The organism is Mycobacterium sp. SM3041, from assembly GCF_039668335.1.
In the GTDB taxonomy this organism is placed as follows: Bacteria; Actinomycetota; Actinomycetes; order Mycobacteriales; family Mycobacteriaceae; genus Mycobacterium.
Genome location: NZ_JAYXBQ010000054.1, coordinates 43,899 through 59,418 on the forward strand (window position 1 = coordinate 43,899; position 15,520 = coordinate 59,418).

The following is a 15,520-nucleotide window of genomic DNA, read 5'->3' on the forward strand; positions in this document are numbered from 1 at the left end:
GGTGTCGAGTTGGTTACGCTGCAGGCATGACTCGGCAGAAGATCCTCATCACCGGCGCGAGCTCGGGCCTGGGCGCCGGTATGGCCCGGCAGTTCGCCGCCAAGGGCCGCGACCTCGCGCTGTGTGCCCGCCGGCTGGACAACCTCGAAGAACTGAAGGCCGAACTGACGGCGCAGTATCCCGGGGTGACGGTGGCCATCGCGGCGCTGGACGTCAACGACCACGACCAGGTGCCCAAGGTGTTCGAGGAACTGTCCGATCAGTTGGGCGGTATCGACTGCGTCATCGTCAACGCCGGCATCGGCAAGGGCTACCCGCTGGGCGGCGGCAAGCTGTGGGCCAACAAGGTGACCATCGAGACGAATCTCGTTGCGGCGCTGGTGCAGATCGAAACGGCACTGGAGATGTTCAAGGCCACGGGCCGCGGCCATCTGGTCCTGGTGTCGTCGGTGCTCGGCAACGTCGGGGTGCCCGGGTTCAAGGCCGCGTACGCCGCGAGCAAGGCCGGCGTCACGTCGCTGGGTGAGTCGCTGCGTGCCGAGTACCCGTCCGGACCCATCAAGATCACGGTCCTCGAGCCCGGCTACATCGAGTCGGAGATGACCGCGAAAGCCGGCTCCACGATGCTCATGGTCGACAACGAGACCGGTGTGAAGGCCATGGTCGACGCCATCGAGAAGGAGAAGGGCCGCGCCGTCGTCCCCGGCTGGCCGTGGTGGCCGCTGGTCGAGGTGATGAAGCTGGTGCCGCCGCGGTTCACCAAGTACTTCGCCTAGGGATTTGTGCACGATTTTCCGCGCCGGCCGCGGATTTTCGTGCACAAATCCCTAGGAAACGCGGCCGCGCTCGACGCGGTAGCGGCGCACCAGGGCGTCGGTGGAGCTGTCGGACTGCGGTGCGGGCGCGGCGTCGGACGTGATGACCGGCAGCAGGGCCTTGGCCTGCGTCTTACCGAGCTCGACACCCCACTGATCGAACGAGTCGATGCCCCAGATGACGCCTTCGGTGAACACCTGGTGCTCGTACAGCGCGATCAACTGTCCGACCACCGACGGCGTCAGCTTGGTCGCCAAAATCGAAGTGGTGGGCCGGTTTCCCGGCATCACCTTGTGCGGGACGACGGCAGCAGGGGTGCCTTCGGCGGCAATTTCCTCGGCGGTCTTGCCGAACGCGAGCACCTGGGTCTGGGCGAAGAAATTGCTCATCAGCAGGTCGTGCATGCTGCCGGTGCCGTCGGCGGTGGGCAGATCATCGGTCGGCTCGCTGAAGCCGATGAAATCGGCCGGCACCAGCCGCGTGCCCTGGTGCAGCAGTTGGTAGAAGGCGTGCTGGCCGTTGGTTCCCGGTTCACCCCAGAAGATCTCGCCGGTATCGGTGCTCACCGGAGTGCCGTCGGCGCGCACCGATTTGCCGTTGGACTCCATGGTCAGCTGCTGCAGATAGGCGGCGAACCGGGCCAGGTCGTTGGAGTAGGGGAGCACCGCACGGGCTTGTGCGCCAAAGAAATCCGAGTACCACAGGCCGATGAGCCCGAGCAGCGCCGGCGCGTTCGCCTCCAGTGGCGCGGTGCGGAAGTGCTCGTCGACCAGGTGGAAGCCGGCCAGGAATTCGCCGAAGCGCTCCTTGCCGATGACGGCCATCACCGACAGCCCGATGGCACTGTCGACGGAGTAGCGGCCGCCGACCCAATCCCAGAAGCCGAACATGTTCGCAGTGTCGATGCCGAACTCGGACACCAGCTTTGCGTTGGTCGACACCGCGACGAAGTGCTTGGCGACGGCCTCCGATCCAGCCCCGTCGCCCAGTCCTTCAATCAGCCAGCGCCGGGCGGCGGTGGCGTTCGTCAGCGTTTCCAACGTCGAGAACGTCTTGGAGGCGACGATGAAAAGCGTTGTGGCAGGGTCGAGTCCGTCGAGCTTGGCCACCAGGTCGGCCGGGTCGACGTTCGACACGAACCGCGCCGTGATGCCCGCGTCGGCGTAATGGCGCAGGGCCTGGTCGACCATCACCGGGCCCAGGTCGGAACCACCGATCCCGATGTTGACGACCGTCGTGATGCGCTGCCCGGTGGCCCCGGTCCACTCACCGCTGCGCAGCCGGTCGGTGAAGGTGCCCATCTCGTCGAGTACCGAGTGCACGTCGGCGACCACGTCCTGACCGTCGACCACCAACGAGGCGCCGCGGGGCAGCCGCAGCGCCGTGTGCAGCACGGCGCGGTCCTCGGAGGTGTTGATGTGTTGTCCCGCGAACATGGCGTCGCGCCGCTCCTCAAGGCCGGCCGCACGGGCCAGATCGAGCAGCAGGGCAAGGGTTTCCCTGGTCACGCGGTGCTTGCTGTAGTCGATGTACAGATCGCCGACGGTCAGCGTCAGCTCCCGGCCGCGGTCCGGGTCGTCGGCGAACAACTCGCGCAGCGTGGTCGCCTCGACCGCGGCGTGGTGCGCGCTGAGCGCCTTCCAGGCTGAGGTGGTCGTGATGTCGGCAGCGGGAGTCTGATCAGCCATGCCTCAAACCCTAGTGTGACGTAGGAAACGCCGCCGTACATGATGGGTGTATGGACATCGCCGCGTTGTTGTCGTCTGTCCCAACTGGCCTCTGGATCGGCGGTGAGGAGCGCGCCGGTCAATCCACGTTCGAAGTGCTCAACCCGGCTACCGAGGACGTCATCGTCCGCGTCGCCGACGCCGCGCCGCAGGACGGCATCGCCGCACTCGACGCCGCGGAGGCTGTCGAAAAGGAGTGGGCGGCAACCCCGCCCCGTGAGCGCGGCGAAATCCTGCGGTCGGTGTTCGAGACCATCACCGCCCGCGCCGAAGATCTCGCCACGTTGATGACGCTCGAGATGGGCAAGGTGCTCGCCGAGAGCCGCGGCGAGGTCAAGTACGGCGCCGAGTTCTTCCGTTGGTTCGCCGAAGAGGCCGTCCGCATCGGCGGCCGCTACACCCCCAGCCCAGCAGGTACCGGGCGCATCGTCGTCACCAAGTCGCCCGTCGGCCCGTGCTACGCGGTGACACCGTGGAACTTCCCGCTGGCCATGGGCACCCGCAAGATCGGCCCGGCCCTGGCGGCCGGCTGCACCATGGTGGTCAAGCCCGCCGCCGAAACCCCGCTGACCATGTTGCTGCTGGCCAAACTGATGGCCGACGCCGGGCTGCCCAAGGGCGTGCTGTCCGTGCTGCCGACCACCAGTCCGGGTGAACTGACCGCCGCGCTGATCAACGACGGCCGGCTGCGCAAGCTGACCTTGACCGGGTCGACGGGCGTCGGCCGGGCGCTGGTGCAGCAGGGCGGCGAGAAGCTGCTGCGCATGTCGATGGAACTCGGCGGCAACGCGCCGTTCCTGGTGTTCGACGACGCCGACATCGATGCCGCCGTCGACGGCGCGATCCTCGCCAAGATGCGCAACGGCGGCGAGGCCTGTACGGCGGCCAACCGCTTCCACGTCGCCAACGCGGTGCGGGAGGAGTTCACCACGAAGCTGGTGCAGCGGATGAGCGAGTTCACGCTCGGCAACGGCTTGGACGAGAACGCGACGCTCGGCCCGCTGATCAACGCCAAGCAGCTCGGCACCGTCACCGACCTGGTGTCCGACGCGGTGTCGCGCGGCGCGACCGTCGCGGTCGGCGGCACGGCCCCGGGCGGTCCGGGCTACTTCTATCCCGCGACGGTCCTGGCCGACGTCCCTGCCGATGCCCGCATCCTCAAGGAGGAGGTGTTCGGGCCCGTCGCTCCCGTGACGGGATTCGACACCGAGGACGAGGCGATCGCCGCGGCCAACGACACCGAGTACGGTCTGGCGGCCTACATCTACACGCAATCGCTCGACCGGGCGCTACGGGTGTCCGAGGCGCTGGAGTCCGGCATGGTCGGCGTCAACCGGGGCGTCATCTCGGACCCGGCGGCGCCGTTCGGCGGGGTGAAGTCGTCAGGCTTCGGCCGCGAAGGCGGCACCGAAGGCATCGAGGAGTACCTCGACACCAAGTACATCGCCCTGACTCCCTGACTCCCTGACTCCCTGACGCCCTGACGCCTTGGCGCCCCTCACCCTTGGCCTGAGCGGCCGTGTCTGTACGCAACACGCCGTGGTTGCTTGTACAAATGGGGCCGCTCACCGGCCGCGAAGGTGCGCAAACCACACATCGAAGTCGGTGTGTCGCCGTACAGACACGGCCGCTCACCAGGCGCGAAGGTGCGCAGACCACACACCGAAGTCGGTGTGTCGCCGTACAGACACGGCCGCTCGCGGGAAGTTTGGTCGCGAGAAGTTTGGTCAGTGAGCGGAGGTCAGTGGCCGAGGCGGCCGCGGCCGAGACGCAGCAGCAGCATGGCGAGGTCTTTGCCCTCGGGGCCCAGCTCGCTGTAGCGCTCGATGACCTTCATCTCGCGGCTGTGCACCAGCCGGGTGCCGCCGGAGGCCATGCGGGCCTTGCCGATCATCTTGGAGACCTCGGTGCGACGGGCGACGGCCGCAAGGATGGTGGCGTCCAACTCGTCGATCTCCAGGCGGAGCTCGTCGATGTTGGGGAGTTCAGTTTCGGTCGACATGGTTTCCTCGCTGTTGGTGGATTCTGGTGTCATCCGAATTCAGGCCTCACACAACAAACGAGCCCCGGATCCGGATGCGGACCACGGGGCTGAAGGGAAGCAGCTAAACCCCGGGTACCGGCGTCCGGTACCCGTAGAAAAATCGCTGCTGCGCATTGAGCACGTTCCGAGTGTGCCATCCCGGCCGGTGCCAGCGCAAAGAGGCGACTGAAGCGACCGGGGAAATGCGTGGCTTGTCGCACCCCGGCGGTAAGTTTGAGCTGATATGACGAGCACAGCCCCCGACATCGATCAGCTTCTGGACGGCCTCAACCCGCAGCAGCGTGCAGCGGTTCTGCACGAGGGTTCGCCGCTGCTGATCGTGGCCGGCGCCGGCTCGGGCAAAACCGCGGTGCTGACCCGGCGCATCGCCTACCTGCTGGCCAACCGCGATGTCGGCGTCGGCCAGATCCTGGCCATCACGTTCACCAACAAGGCCGCCGCCGAGATGCGTGAGCGCGTGGTCCAGTTGATCGGCCCCCGCGCCAAGTCCATGTGGGTGTCGACGTTCCACTCCACCTGCGTCCGCATCCTCCGGAACCAGGCCTCGCTGCTGCCGGGGCTGAACTCCAACTTCTCCATCTACGACGCCGACGACTCGCGCCGGTTGCTGATGATGGTGGGCAAGGACCTGGGCCTCGACGTCAAGCGGTACTCGCCGCGCATGCTGGCGACCGCGATCTCGAACCTGAAGAACGAACTGATCGACCCATTGCAGGCGGCCTCGGAGGCGTCGGAGGCCGACGAGGACCTGCCGAAGATCGTCGCCGAGGTCTACGGCGAATACCAGCGCCGGCTGCGGGCGGCGAACGCCATGGACTTCGACGACCTGATCGGCGAGACGGTCGCTGTGCTGCAGAGCTTTCCGCAGATCGCGCAGTACTACCGGCGCCGCTTCCGGCACATCCTGGTCGACGAGTACCAGGACACCAACCACGCCCAGTACGTGCTGGTGCGCGAGCTCGTCGGGCACCACGCGCCCGAAGGCGCCGACGACGTCCCGCCCGCCGAACTGTGCGTCGTGGGTGACGCCGACCAGTCCATCTACGCGTTCCGCGGCGCGACGATCCGCAACATAGAGGATTTCGAGCGCGACTTCCCGAATGCGAAAACCATTCTGCTGGAACAGAATTACCGTTCCACGCAGACCATCCTGTCGGCCGCCAACGGCGTCATCAGCCGCAACGCCGGACGCCGCGACAAGAAGCTGTGGACCGACGCCGGCGAGGGCGAGCTGATCGTCGGCTACGTCGCCGACAACGAACACGACGAGGCCCGGTTCATCGCCGAGGAGATCGACACGCTGACCACCAAGGGCAGCGGTATCGACACCAAGTACAGCTACGGCGACATCGCGGTGTTCTACCGCACCAACAACTCGTCGCGGTCCGTGGAGGACATCTTCATCCGGGCCGGCATCCCGTACAAAGTCGTCGGGGGCATGCGCTTCTACGAGCGCAAGGAGATTCGCGACATCGTCGCGTACCTGCGGGTGCTGGACAACCCGGGCGACGCGGTGAGCCTGCGGCGCATCCTCAACACCCCCCGCCGCGGCATCGGTGACCGCGCCGAGGCCTGCGTGGCGGTGTACGCGGAGAACACCGGCGCCAGCTTCAGTGACGCGCTGCAGGCCGCCGCCGAGGGCCGGGTGCCGATGCTGAACTCCCGCTCGGAGAAGGCGATAGCCAGTTTCGTCGAGCTCATGGACAGCCTGCGCGGCGGGCTCGACGGCGAGCTGGGTGACCTGGTCGAGACGGTGCTGGACCGCACGGGCTACCGCCGCGAACTGGAAGCGTCCAGCGACCCGCAGGACCAGGCGCGGCTCGACAACCTGAACGAATTGGTCAGCGTCGCACACGAATTCAGCACCGACCTGGCCAACGCGCAGGCTTTGCAGGAAGAGGAACTGGACGAGGACGTGCCCGACACCGGAGCGCTGGCCGCGTTCCTGGAACGGGTCTCGCTGGTGGCGGACGCCGACGAAATCCCCGAAGACGGCGACGGCGTCGTCACGATGATGACGCTGCACACCGCCAAAGGCCTCGAATTCCCCGTGGTTTTCGTGACCGGCTGGGAAGACGGCATGTTCCCGCACATGCGCGCCCTCGGCGACCCGACCGAACTGTCCGAGGAACGTCGGCTGGCGTACGTCGGCATCACCCGGGCGCGCCAGCGGCTGTACCTCAGCCGCGCCAAGGTGCGCTCGTCGTGGGGGCAGCCCATGCTCAACCCGGAATCGCGCTTTCTGCAGGAGATTCCGCAGGAGCTCATCGACTGGCGCCGCGTCGAGCCGCCACCATCGCTGTCGGCGCCGCGAGGCTACGGGTCCGGCGGATCGGGCGGTGGTCTCGGTGGTGGACGTCCGTCGCCCATGCGGCCGGCGCCGAACCGCAACAAGCCGCTGGTGGTGCTCTCGCCAGGTGACCGTGTCACGCACGACAAGTACGGCCTGGGCCGCGTCGAGGAGGTCAGTGGTGTCGGCGAATCGGCCATGTCGCTCATCGATTTCGGCAGCTCCGGCCGGGTCAAACTGATGCACAACCACGCTCCGGTACAGAAGCTTTAGCGTCGGCGCGCGCGAAAGTCGGACGGTGCGATCTCGCTGATTTTTAGCCGGATTCGCTTCGGCGCGTCAGGTTTTGGTGCACCAGCGGCCGGTAACGGGCAGCATCGCGAGCACCATGCTGGCGATCGGCAGCACCGGGATGCCGTAGACGATCGGCGGCAGTTTGGCCCCGGCGACGAACAAACTGGCGAAGATCACCAGCGTCACCAAGGCGCCGACCACCACCACGACCCGGCCCGTGCGGCGCCGCAGCAGGACGGCGATCTGCCCGCCGATGGTGGCGCCGCAGCCGACGGCGGCGAGGAAGCCGATGGCGACGCAGAACAGCGGATCGGTGCGCCACCACCCGGCGATCAGTGAAGTGGCGATGACGGCCGTCGCCCAGCCACTCAAGATGCAGGCCGTGGCAGTGGCGCAGGCGGCGAACGGCCCGGGCGGTGGCTTGGGCGCCGGCGTCGGAGCCGACTCGGGAGCGGGAGCCGCTGCCGGAGCGGGGCCCGAGGCCGGGATGAACGTGGTCGCGGGGGCATCCTCGGCCCGGATCAGGCCGGTCACGGGCTCGGCGGGAATGAGACCGGTCGCGGGCTCGATGACACTCGTTTGAGGAGCGTCGACGACGGGTATCGAACCAGTGGGCGTGCGGCGGATGATGCTGGTGGGCGGTGCGTCAGCGACGGGAAAGGCTCCCGTCGGCGCGCGCCGGATCAACCCCGTTCTGGGTTCGTCGTCAGAGTGACGTCCGAAAGATTGGGTGGGGTCGGACGAATGCGTCTGGGCTGGCCCGTCGGCGTTGTTGTCCGTCACGGATCAGCCGACGTAGTTACCCGGGCTCAGGCCACGCTGTGCCAGCCACGGCACGGGGTCGATGCGCTGGCTGCCGCCCATGAGCACCTCGAAGTGGCAGTGCGGGCCGGTCGAGTTGCCGCGGTTGCCGATGGTGGCGATCTGGTCGCCGGCGAAAACCCGCTGGCCGACCGAGACGACCCAGGTGTTGACGTGGCCGTACAGCGTGACGGTCCCGTCCGAGTGACGGACCTTGACCCACGCGCCGTAACCAGCGGTCGGGCCTGCAGCGACGACGACGCCGTCGGAGACGGCGACGATCGGCGTACCGATCGGGCCGGCGATGTCGATACCGCCGTGCAACGCGCCCCAGCGGTAACCGAAGCCGGAGGTGAACACGCCCTTGGTCGGCATCACGAACAGCGGGCGGGCCAGCCGGGCTTCGCGCTCGGCGCGTTCCTGCGCGAACGCCGCGCCGTTGGCGAGCTCCTGGGCGTGCACCGCGCCGGACGCGGCGGCGGGTTCGACGTTGACGATCTGGATGCCGTCCGAGGAGCCGGTCGACCCGTCCGCGCGGACGACCTGGTCAGCGGCCAGCTTCGTGCTGGTCGGCTGGTCGGCGCTGGTCATCATCGAGTACCCGGCGGCAGCGGTGGCGCCGACGGCCATGGCGGCGGCGACCAGGCGGCCCTTCACGCCATTGACGGGCTCAGGCTTGCGATGGGTGCCACGGCTCGCGCGCAGGTCGATGACGTCCGTGTCGTCGAGACCGTTGCTGGTGTCGGTGTGGCTGTCGCGGTAGGCGCTCGCGGAGAGGCGCTGCGCGCCCTCGGGCTGCCGGAATTCGGCCGGAACAGTCAGAGTCAGGGGAGTCTCGTCGTCGGTGTCGTTCAGATCGTCGAGCTCGGGGGCGGCGTTGACGCGGGAATCGCGGTGGAACGCGCTCTCGGAGAGGTCCAGATCGTGCAGGTCACCGAACTCGTTGAACGGGATGATGTCGGTCACTTCAGCAGGGCTCACAGCGCGGGATAGCTTGATGGTGGTGCGGGCAGCGTTCTCAGTGTTGCCGGCGTTCGTCGCCTCTCCGAGGGGAGTTACCGACGAATCGTGCTCAGCCAACCGAAAATTCCTTTGCTCCGTGACCGTACCGTTACCGAGACCGCCCATGACGGTACTGAAAATCAGAACCGATTGGCAACCTATAGATGTCATTGGCCGGGAACTGTGATTTGCCTCACTGGTTGCTCTCAGGTGAGATGTACCACATGGGTAGTAGGCGGTGCTGGCTACTCATTAGTACGTGGCTAAAGTGCCGAGCGAGCCAGTGCGGCCCAATGCTGAAGTGAATTCAACCGTCAACGCAGACAGAACGGGATTTCTCAGAGCTCATGGATCTCTTCGAGTACCAGGCGAAAGAGCTGTTCGCCAAGCACAACGTCCCTACTACACCGGGCCGGGTCACCGAGTCCGCCGATGACGCCAAGGCGATCGCCGAAGAGATCGGCAAGCCCGTCATGATCAAGGCGCAGGTCAAGGTCGGTGGCCGTGGCAAGGCCGGTGGCGTGAAGTACGCCGCCACCCCGGAGGACGCCCTCACGCACGCGCAGAACATCCTCGGTCTGGACATCAAGGGCCACATCGTCAAGAAGCTGCTCGTCGCGGAGGCCAGCGACATCGCGGAGGAGTACTACATCTCCTTCCTGCTCGATCGCGCCAACCGCACCTACCTGGCCATGTGCTCTGTCGAGGGCGGCATGGAGATCGAAGAGGTCGCCGCCACCAAGCCGGAGCGTCTCGCCAAGGTTCCCGTCAACGCCGTCAAGGGCGTTGACCTGGCCTTCGCCCGCGAGATCGCCGAGAAGGGCCACCTGCCCGCCGAGGTGCTCGACGCCGCAGCCGTGACCATCCAGAAGCTGTGGGAGGTCTTCGTCGCCGAGGACGCCACCCTGGTCGAGGTCAACCCGCTGGTTCGCACCCCCGACGACCAGATTCTCGCCCTCGACGGCAAGGTCACCCTGGACGCCAACGCCGACTTCCGTCAGCCCGGCCACGCCGAGTTCGAGGACAAGGAAGCCACCGACCCGCTCGAGCTCAAGGCGAAGGAGCACGACCTCAACTACGTCAAGCTCGACGGCGCCGTCGGTATCATCGGTAACGGTGCCGGCCTGGTCATGTCGACGCTGGACGTCGTCGCGTACGCCGGCGAGAACCACGGCGGCGTGAAACCCGCCAACTTCCTGGACATCGGTGGTGGCGCCTCGGCCGAGGTGATGGCCGCCGGTCTGGACGTCATCCTGGGCGACAGCCAGGTCAAGAGCGTCTTCGTCAACGTCTTCGGTGGCATCACCGCGTGTGACGCCGTCGCCAACGGCATCGTCAAGGCCCTGGAAATGCTGGGCGACGAGGCCAACAAGCCGCTGGTCGTCCGTCTCGACGGCAACAACGTCGAAGAGGGCCGCCGCATCCTGGCCGAGGCCAACCACCCGCTGGTGATCCAGGCCGAGACCATGGACTCCGGTGCCGACAAAGCCGCCGAGCTGGCGAACAAGTAAGGGAGCCAACAACTTATGTCTATCTTCCTGAACAAGGATTCCAAGGTCATCGTCCAGGGCATCACCGGCGGTGAGGGCACCAAGCACACCAAGCTGATGCTGAAGGCCGGCACCCAGGTCGTCGGTGGCGTGAACGCCCGCAAGGCCGGCACCAAGGTCTCGCACGTCGACAAGGACGGCAACGACATCGAGCTGCCCGTGTTCGCCACGGTGGCCGAGGCCATGAAGGAGACCGGCGCCGACGTGTCGATCGCCTTTGTGCCGCCGGCCTTCTCGAAGGACGCCATCATCGAGGCCATCGACGCCGAGATCCCGCTGCTGGTCGTCATCACCGAGGGCATCCCGGTGCAGGACAGCGCGTACGCGTGGGCCTACAACGTCGAGAAGGGTCAGAAGACCCGCATCATCGGCCCCAACTGCCCGGGCATCATCACCCCCGGTGAGGCGCTGGTCGGCATCACGCCGAACAACATCACCGGCAAGGGCCCGATCGGTCTGGTCTCCAAGTCCGGCACCCTGACCTACCAGATGATGTACGAGCTGCGTGACTTCGGCTTCTCGACCGCCATCGGCATCGGCGGCGACCCGGTCATCGGCACCACCCACATCGACGCCATCGAGGCGTTCGAGAAGGACCCCGAGACCAAGGTCATCGTGATGATCGGCGAGATCGGTGGCGACGCCGAAGAGCGTGCCGCCGACTACATCAAGGCCAATGTCACCAAGCCGGTCGTCGGCTACGTCGCGGGCTTCACCGCTCCGGAGGGCAAGACCATGGGCCACGCCGGCGCCATCGTCTCGGGCTCGTCGGGCACCGCCGCCGCCAAGCAGGAAGCCCTCGAGGCTGCCGGCGTCAAGGTCGGCAAGACCCCGTCGGCCACCGCTGCGCTGGCTCGCGAGATCCTGCAGTCGCTGTAATTTCTTTCTGCACAACAGGCCCCCACCTTCTGGTGGGGGCCTGTTGTGTTTCGCGCGAATGCGGCTGACGATGCGAGTGTGCAAACAGATCGCAGATCCCGGCAGTGGGGCGCTCTGGCTGCACATTGGCCGCGTCAGCGCTGGCGGCGCTCGCGGTAGTGCACGTAGTGCCGGAGCAGTGGATCGCAGAGGTCGTACCAGGTGGCGCGACGGTCGCCGGAGTCCGCTTTGGCGGCGCGGACCCAGCCGCCGGCCGTGAGGCGGCCCAGCGCCGCTGACGCCGACTGGTTCGAAATGCCCACGGCGGCAGAGAGATCGGTGACAGTGCGGGCGCCGTCGGCGCGGGCCAGTTCGACGATCAGGCGTTGTTCGCCGGCCGGAAGCTGCCACAGCAACTGCTGATAATGCGGCGTCAGCTGTTCCAATACCGCGTCGGCAGCGGGAGTGACGCTTTCCAGTGCGGCGCGGTCGACGGTCTCGGCGATGATCTGCCAGTTACGCGGTGACCAGCCGATGATCTGGGCGGTCGCGCCGACCTTGGTCCGCCCCTCGGAAGTCTCGACGTACGCGGCCAATCCGCGATCGCGGGCGTGCTGCGTGAGGAACTCGGCGACGTCAGTGTCCGCGAGGTCGGGTAGTTCCTCGATGATGAACGAGCCGTACCACGGGTGGGTGCGGGACGAGACTGCCGGGAACAGCGCCGGAGACGTCGCGAAAACCAAGACGGCGGTGGATGTTTCGACCCAGGCGCGAAAACTGCCCTGGCCCGCCTCGCCGATGGCGTCGAAGATGCGGTCGGCGTTTTCGATCGCGACCAACACCATACGGCCGGCGGCCAGGTCGAGGATTTCCCGTTCCAGCTCCAGTGCGTCGCCGCGAAGCTCCTGGGCTCGTCCGAGTATTTCCGAGCCCTGCGTGCGCAGCAGTTCGACGAGCAGGTCCGGATAGCTGCCGATGGCCAGGGCGTCCTCGGGAAGTGTCAGCAGCAGTGTGGCTTTGGCGGCCTTGCGGTGTTTCAGCGCGCGATGGATCGCGACCCGAAGCGTGTGGGTCTTACCAGCGCCGCGAGGTGCGATGAGCAAGGTGTGCGGCCGGGAGCCGTCCTGCGCGGAGCTGACGATGCGATCCGTCAACCGCTTCAGCAGGGGCCCGCGGCCGACGGTGCGGGCGTCGAGTTCGTCGGGGTCGACGGTGCCAGGTGAGAACGCAGGGTGGGTCATGGCCTACCGCCTCATGGCTCGCCAAGCCGACTGCACCAGGCCGGAGGCGAAGCAGTCGTCGTCGCCGACGCGACGCAGATAGTGGTCCTGCTCGAGGCGCTCGATGAACGAAACCAACTGGTCGCGATCGGTGATGGGTGAGCCCTCGGTCTTCAGGAACTGCAGTGTTGCGTTGACACTCAACGGGGTTGGGGCATGGGCGTAGATGTCGAGCAGTCCGGCGATGGCAGGGGCGTCGTCGCCGTAGTAGTTGCGCAGCCGGTCGCGGTAGTGCCGCAGGTCCCAGGGATCGTGCGGATCGGTGATGGCGGCGGACAGTAGCTCCGCGATGCGGTCCGGTTTGACGGACCCTTCTCGTGCCGCGCCCGCGACCAGGTGCTGGATGTAATACGGCACGTTCTCTGCCGCCGCCGCAATGGATTCCGCGACCAGATGTCGGTCGGTGGTCCGGACGTTCACGCCGAGCAGCAGGCACTCGGCGAGGTAAGTGGCATGGTCGTGGCGGATCGGGCCGACCGTGACCTTGCGGATGTCGTTGACCGAACTGAGCGCGTCTTCCGAGACATGGTGGAAGCCAATGGAACCGGACAGGACGGTGGCCAGGCGGCCGGAGTGTTCCTGGCGGAACCGGCGCAGCAGGTGCAGGAACGCGTCTCCGCCGCCCGGCTTTTCGCGTTCGAGGTTCCGGGCCAGCACGGTGACCTCGTCGATGAACAGCACCAACGGGCCGTCCTTGGTGCGGGCGACGGCGCGCTGCAACAGATCGTCGAGAGCGGCGTCGGCGCGAACCCGCTCGAACTTGAACGGCCCGGTGCCAACCGCGACCTTCCAACGGTCGACCTCCTGGCGCAGGGCGTTGTCGACGCGGCCGAGCTCGGCGGCGAGAGCCGTGACGAACTCGGCATAGGTCTGCCGCTCGGCGCTGACCGAGACGACCGTCAGGCCCTGCAGCCGCGCGGTGTGCGCGACGAGTCGGGCCAGGGACGTCTTGCCGTGCCGACGGTCGCCGACGAGAGCAGCGCCACCGTCGGGCAGGCTGGCCAGGATTTCCTGCTGCTCGCGCACGCGGCCCACCACGTTCTCGGGCGGGACGACGCCGCCGACCACGAGGGACATGGGTCTGATGGGCCAATTCATCTGGCAATTGTACGTCGAATTAGCTGTACGTCTAGATAGTTGTACGTTTGAATTGTTGTACGTGTGCTCTGGCGTAAATGCCCAGCTACCCGTCATGCGCGGTCGCCTCCCAATCGGTTAGCCTGTCGAATTAACAGTTGTCTGGAGGTTTGTAATGGGTGTCGATCCGCGTACGCCGGTGATCGTGGGTGTCGGTCAGTTCACCGAGCGCCTTGAGGACCCCGACTACCGCGGCATGTCCTCGGTCGACCTCGCAGCGGCGGCCGCGCAGGCGGCACTGCAGGACACCGGAGCCGACGTCACCGCAGTTGCCGCGGCGATCGACACTGTCGCGGGCACCCGGCAGTTCGAGATCTCCGGCCACGTTCCGGCGCCGCTCGGCAAATCGAACAACTACCCGCGCTCCGTGGCGCAGCGCATCGGCGCTGATCCCGCCCGCGCCGTGCTCGAAGTCATCGGCGGGCAGAGCCCGCAACACCTGATCACCGAATTCGCCGGCGAGATCGTGGCCGGCCGCGCCGACGTCGTGATGATCATGGGGTCGGAAAACACGTCCAGCATCCGCTACTTCAAGGGTCGGGATGACAACCCCGATCACTCGGAGACCATCGACGGCCAGCTCGAGGACCGCGGCTACGGGTACGACGGCATCTTCGACGAGTACACCGTCCGGCACGGGCTGATCGGTGCGCCGGTGCAGTATGGCCTCTTGGAGAACGCCCGGCGGGCACGGCTTGGCCTGTCCGTGCAGGACTACCGACAGGCGATGGGGGAGCTGTTCGCCCCGATGTCGAAAGTCGCGGCCAAGAATCCGTATTCGTCGGCGCCGGTGGAGCGCACCGTCGACGAGCTGGTGACCGTCACCGACAAGAACCGGATGATCTGCGACCCCTACCCGCGGCTGATGGTGGCCCGCGACCAAGTGAACATGGGTGCGGCCGCATTGCTGATGTCCGTGGAGTCGGCGCGCAAACTCGGTGTGCCGGAATCCAAGTGGGTCTACTTGCGTGGTCATGCGGACATGAAGGAGCAGAAGCTGCTCGACCGTCCCGATGTCGGTGCCAGCCCGGCATCGGTACTGGCCGTACGGGAAGCGTTGCGGGTGGCCGGAATTGGAATCGATGACGTCTCGGCATTCGACCTGTACAGCTGCTTCCCGTTCCCGGTGTTCAACATCTGTGACGGCGTCGGCCTGGCGACCGACGATCCGCGGGGTCTGACATTGACCGGCGGCCTGCCGTACTTCGGCGGCCCGGGAAACAACTACTCGCTGCATGGCATCGCTGAAGCGGTCACCCGAATGCGGGAAGCCCCAGGCGAATTCGCATTGGTGGGCGCGAACGGCGGCATCGCCAGCAAGTTCTCGGTCGGCATCTATTCGACCGAGCCGGCGGACTGGGTGGCCGACAACAGCGCCGAATTGTGCGCAGAGGTCGCGTCGTGGCCGACGGTCGCCGTCACCGAGCATGCGAAAGGCCCCGCGACCATCGAGACCTACACCGTCCGATACGACTGGACTCCCAACACGGGCATCATCATCGGGCGCCTTGACGCGGATGGCAGCCGGTTCTTGGCCACCACAACGGACGTGGACCTCATGGCAGTGCTCTGCGACGGCGAGCCGCTGGGCGCAAAGATCGTCGTCACCTCGACCGACGAGGGTAATCGGGCTGTGCTGGCCTGATCTTGGTTGCCGAGATCGACGAAATGGTCGTTCTTGCAAGAGATTAGCGACCAATTCGTCAATCTCGGCGCGGGAC

General features: G+C 66.7%; 12 protein-coding genes. 6 read left to right on the top strand and 6 right to left on the bottom strand.

Annotated features, from left to right (window positions below; all coding sequences use genetic code 11):
• Positions 1 to 26 precede the first annotated feature (26 nt).
• Positions 27 to 776, top strand: a complete 750-nt coding sequence (locus VXD91_RS19200; protein WP_346416128.1) for an SDR family oxidoreductase — start codon at positions 27 to 29, stop codon at positions 774 to 776.
• Between the two features lie 51 nt (positions 777 to 827).
• On the opposite strand, the gene pgi is transcribed toward VXD91_RS19200, so the two are convergent.
• Positions 828 to 2,504 carry a glucose-6-phosphate isomerase gene (gene pgi, locus VXD91_RS19205; protein ID WP_346416129.1) on the bottom strand — a complete coding sequence of 559 codons (1,677 nt, stop codon included), beginning with the start codon at positions 2,502 to 2,504 and terminating at the stop codon, positions 828 to 830.
• A 50-nt stretch (positions 2,505 to 2,554) separates the two neighbouring features.
• On the opposite strand from pgi, the gene VXD91_RS19210 reads away from it, so the two are divergent.
• Positions 2,555 to 4,003, top strand: a complete 1,449-nt coding sequence (locus VXD91_RS19210; RefSeq protein WP_346416130.1) for an NAD-dependent succinate-semialdehyde dehydrogenase — start codon at positions 2,555 to 2,557, stop codon at positions 4,001 to 4,003.
• Between the two features lie 281 nt (positions 4,004 to 4,284).
• On the opposite strand, the gene VXD91_RS19215 is transcribed toward VXD91_RS19210, so the two are convergent.
• On the bottom strand, positions 4,285 to 4,578 hold the full coding sequence (locus tag VXD91_RS19215) for a chorismate mutase (protein WP_020099016.1): 294 nt from the start codon (positions 4,576 to 4,578) through the stop codon (positions 4,285 to 4,287).
• A 232-nt stretch (positions 4,579 to 4,810) separates the two neighbouring features.
• On the opposite strand from VXD91_RS19215, the gene pcrA reads away from it, so the two are divergent.
• A complete protein-coding gene (gene pcrA, locus VXD91_RS19220) occupies positions 4,811 to 7,150 on the top strand; it encodes a DNA helicase PcrA (protein WP_318987223.1) in 2,340 nt (779 codons plus the stop codon).
• A gap of 66 nt (positions 7,151 to 7,216) precedes the next feature.
• On the opposite strand, the gene VXD91_RS19225 is transcribed toward pcrA, so the two are convergent.
• Complete coding sequence (locus VXD91_RS19225; protein WP_318987241.1) at positions 7,217 to 7,858, bottom strand: hypothetical protein; 642 nt, start codon at positions 7,856 to 7,858, stop codon at positions 7,217 to 7,219.
• Positions 7,859 to 7,957: 99 nt separating this feature from the next.
• A complete protein-coding gene (locus tag VXD91_RS19230; RefSeq protein WP_318987224.1) occupies positions 7,958 to 9,052 on the bottom strand; it encodes a M23 family metallopeptidase in 1,095 nt (364 codons plus the stop codon).
• 269 nt (positions 9,053 to 9,321) lie between these two features.
• Between VXD91_RS19230 and sucC the strand changes: the two genes are divergently transcribed.
• The gene (sucC, locus tag VXD91_RS19235) at positions 9,322 to 10,485 is read left to right on the top strand and encodes an ADP-forming succinate--CoA ligase subunit beta (protein WP_318987225.1); all 1,164 of its coding nucleotides are present in this window, start codon (positions 9,322 to 9,324) and stop codon (positions 10,483 to 10,485) included.
• Between the two features lie 15 nt (positions 10,486 to 10,500).
• On the top strand, positions 10,501 to 11,403 hold the full coding sequence (gene sucD / locus VXD91_RS19240; RefSeq protein WP_020099021.1) for a succinate--CoA ligase subunit alpha: 903 nt from the start codon (positions 10,501 to 10,503) through the stop codon (positions 11,401 to 11,403).
• Positions 11,404 to 11,537: 134 nt separating this feature from the next.
• Here sucD and VXD91_RS19245 read toward each other — a convergent pair whose 3' ends face one another.
• Positions 11,538 to 12,623 carry a MarR family transcriptional regulator gene (locus VXD91_RS19245; protein ID WP_346416131.1) on the bottom strand — a complete coding sequence of 362 codons (1,086 nt, stop codon included), beginning with the start codon at positions 12,621 to 12,623 and terminating at the stop codon, positions 11,538 to 11,540.
• A gap of 3 nt (positions 12,624 to 12,626) precedes the next feature.
• Complete coding sequence (locus VXD91_RS19250; protein WP_346416180.1) at positions 12,627 to 13,739, bottom strand: ATP-binding protein; 1,113 nt, start codon at positions 13,737 to 13,739, stop codon at positions 12,627 to 12,629.
• A 175-nt stretch (positions 13,740 to 13,914) separates the two neighbouring features.
• Between VXD91_RS19250 and VXD91_RS19255 the strand changes: the two genes are divergently transcribed.
• Positions 13,915 to 15,444 carry an acetyl-CoA acetyltransferase gene (locus VXD91_RS19255; protein ID WP_318987230.1) on the top strand — a complete coding sequence of 510 codons (1,530 nt, stop codon included), beginning with the start codon at positions 13,915 to 13,917 and terminating at the stop codon, positions 15,442 to 15,444.
• The last annotated feature ends 76 nt before the right edge of the window (positions 15,445 to 15,520 follow it).

Bases quoted from the DNA above. Each gene is read 5' to 3' on its own strand.
- VXD91_RS19200 (WP_346416128.1), top strand. From the start codon at position 27: ATGACTCGGCAGAAGATCCTCATCACCGGCGCGAGCTCGGGCCTGGGC.
- sucC (WP_318987225.1), top strand. From the start codon at position 9,322: ATGGATCTCTTCGAGTACCAGGCGAAAGAGCTGTTCGCCAAGCACAAC.
- VXD91_RS19250 (WP_346416180.1), bottom strand. From the start codon at position 13,739: ATGTCCCTCGTGGTCGGCGGCGTCGTCCCGCCCGAGAACGTGGTGGGC.
- sucD (WP_020099021.1), top strand. From the start codon at position 10,501: ATGTCTATCTTCCTGAACAAGGATTCCAAGGTCATCGTCCAGGGCATC.
- VXD91_RS19255 (WP_318987230.1), top strand. From the start codon at position 13,915: ATGGGTGTCGATCCGCGTACGCCGGTGATCGTGGGTGTCGGTCAGTTC.
- VXD91_RS19210 (WP_346416130.1), top strand. From the start codon at position 2,555: ATGGACATCGCCGCGTTGTTGTCGTCTGTCCCAACTGGCCTCTGGATC.
- VXD91_RS19245 (WP_346416131.1), bottom strand. From the start codon at position 12,623: ATGACCCACCCTGCGTTCTCACCTGGCACCGTCGACCCCGACGAACTC.
- pcrA (WP_318987223.1), top strand. From the start codon at position 4,811: ATGACGAGCACAGCCCCCGACATCGATCAGCTTCTGGACGGCCTCAAC.
- VXD91_RS19215 (WP_020099016.1), bottom strand. From the start codon at position 4,578: ATGACACCAGAATCCACCAACAGCGAGGAAACCATGTCGACCGAAACT.
- pgi (WP_346416129.1), bottom strand. From the start codon at position 2,504: ATGGCTGATCAGACTCCCGCTGCCGACATCACGACCACCTCAGCCTGG.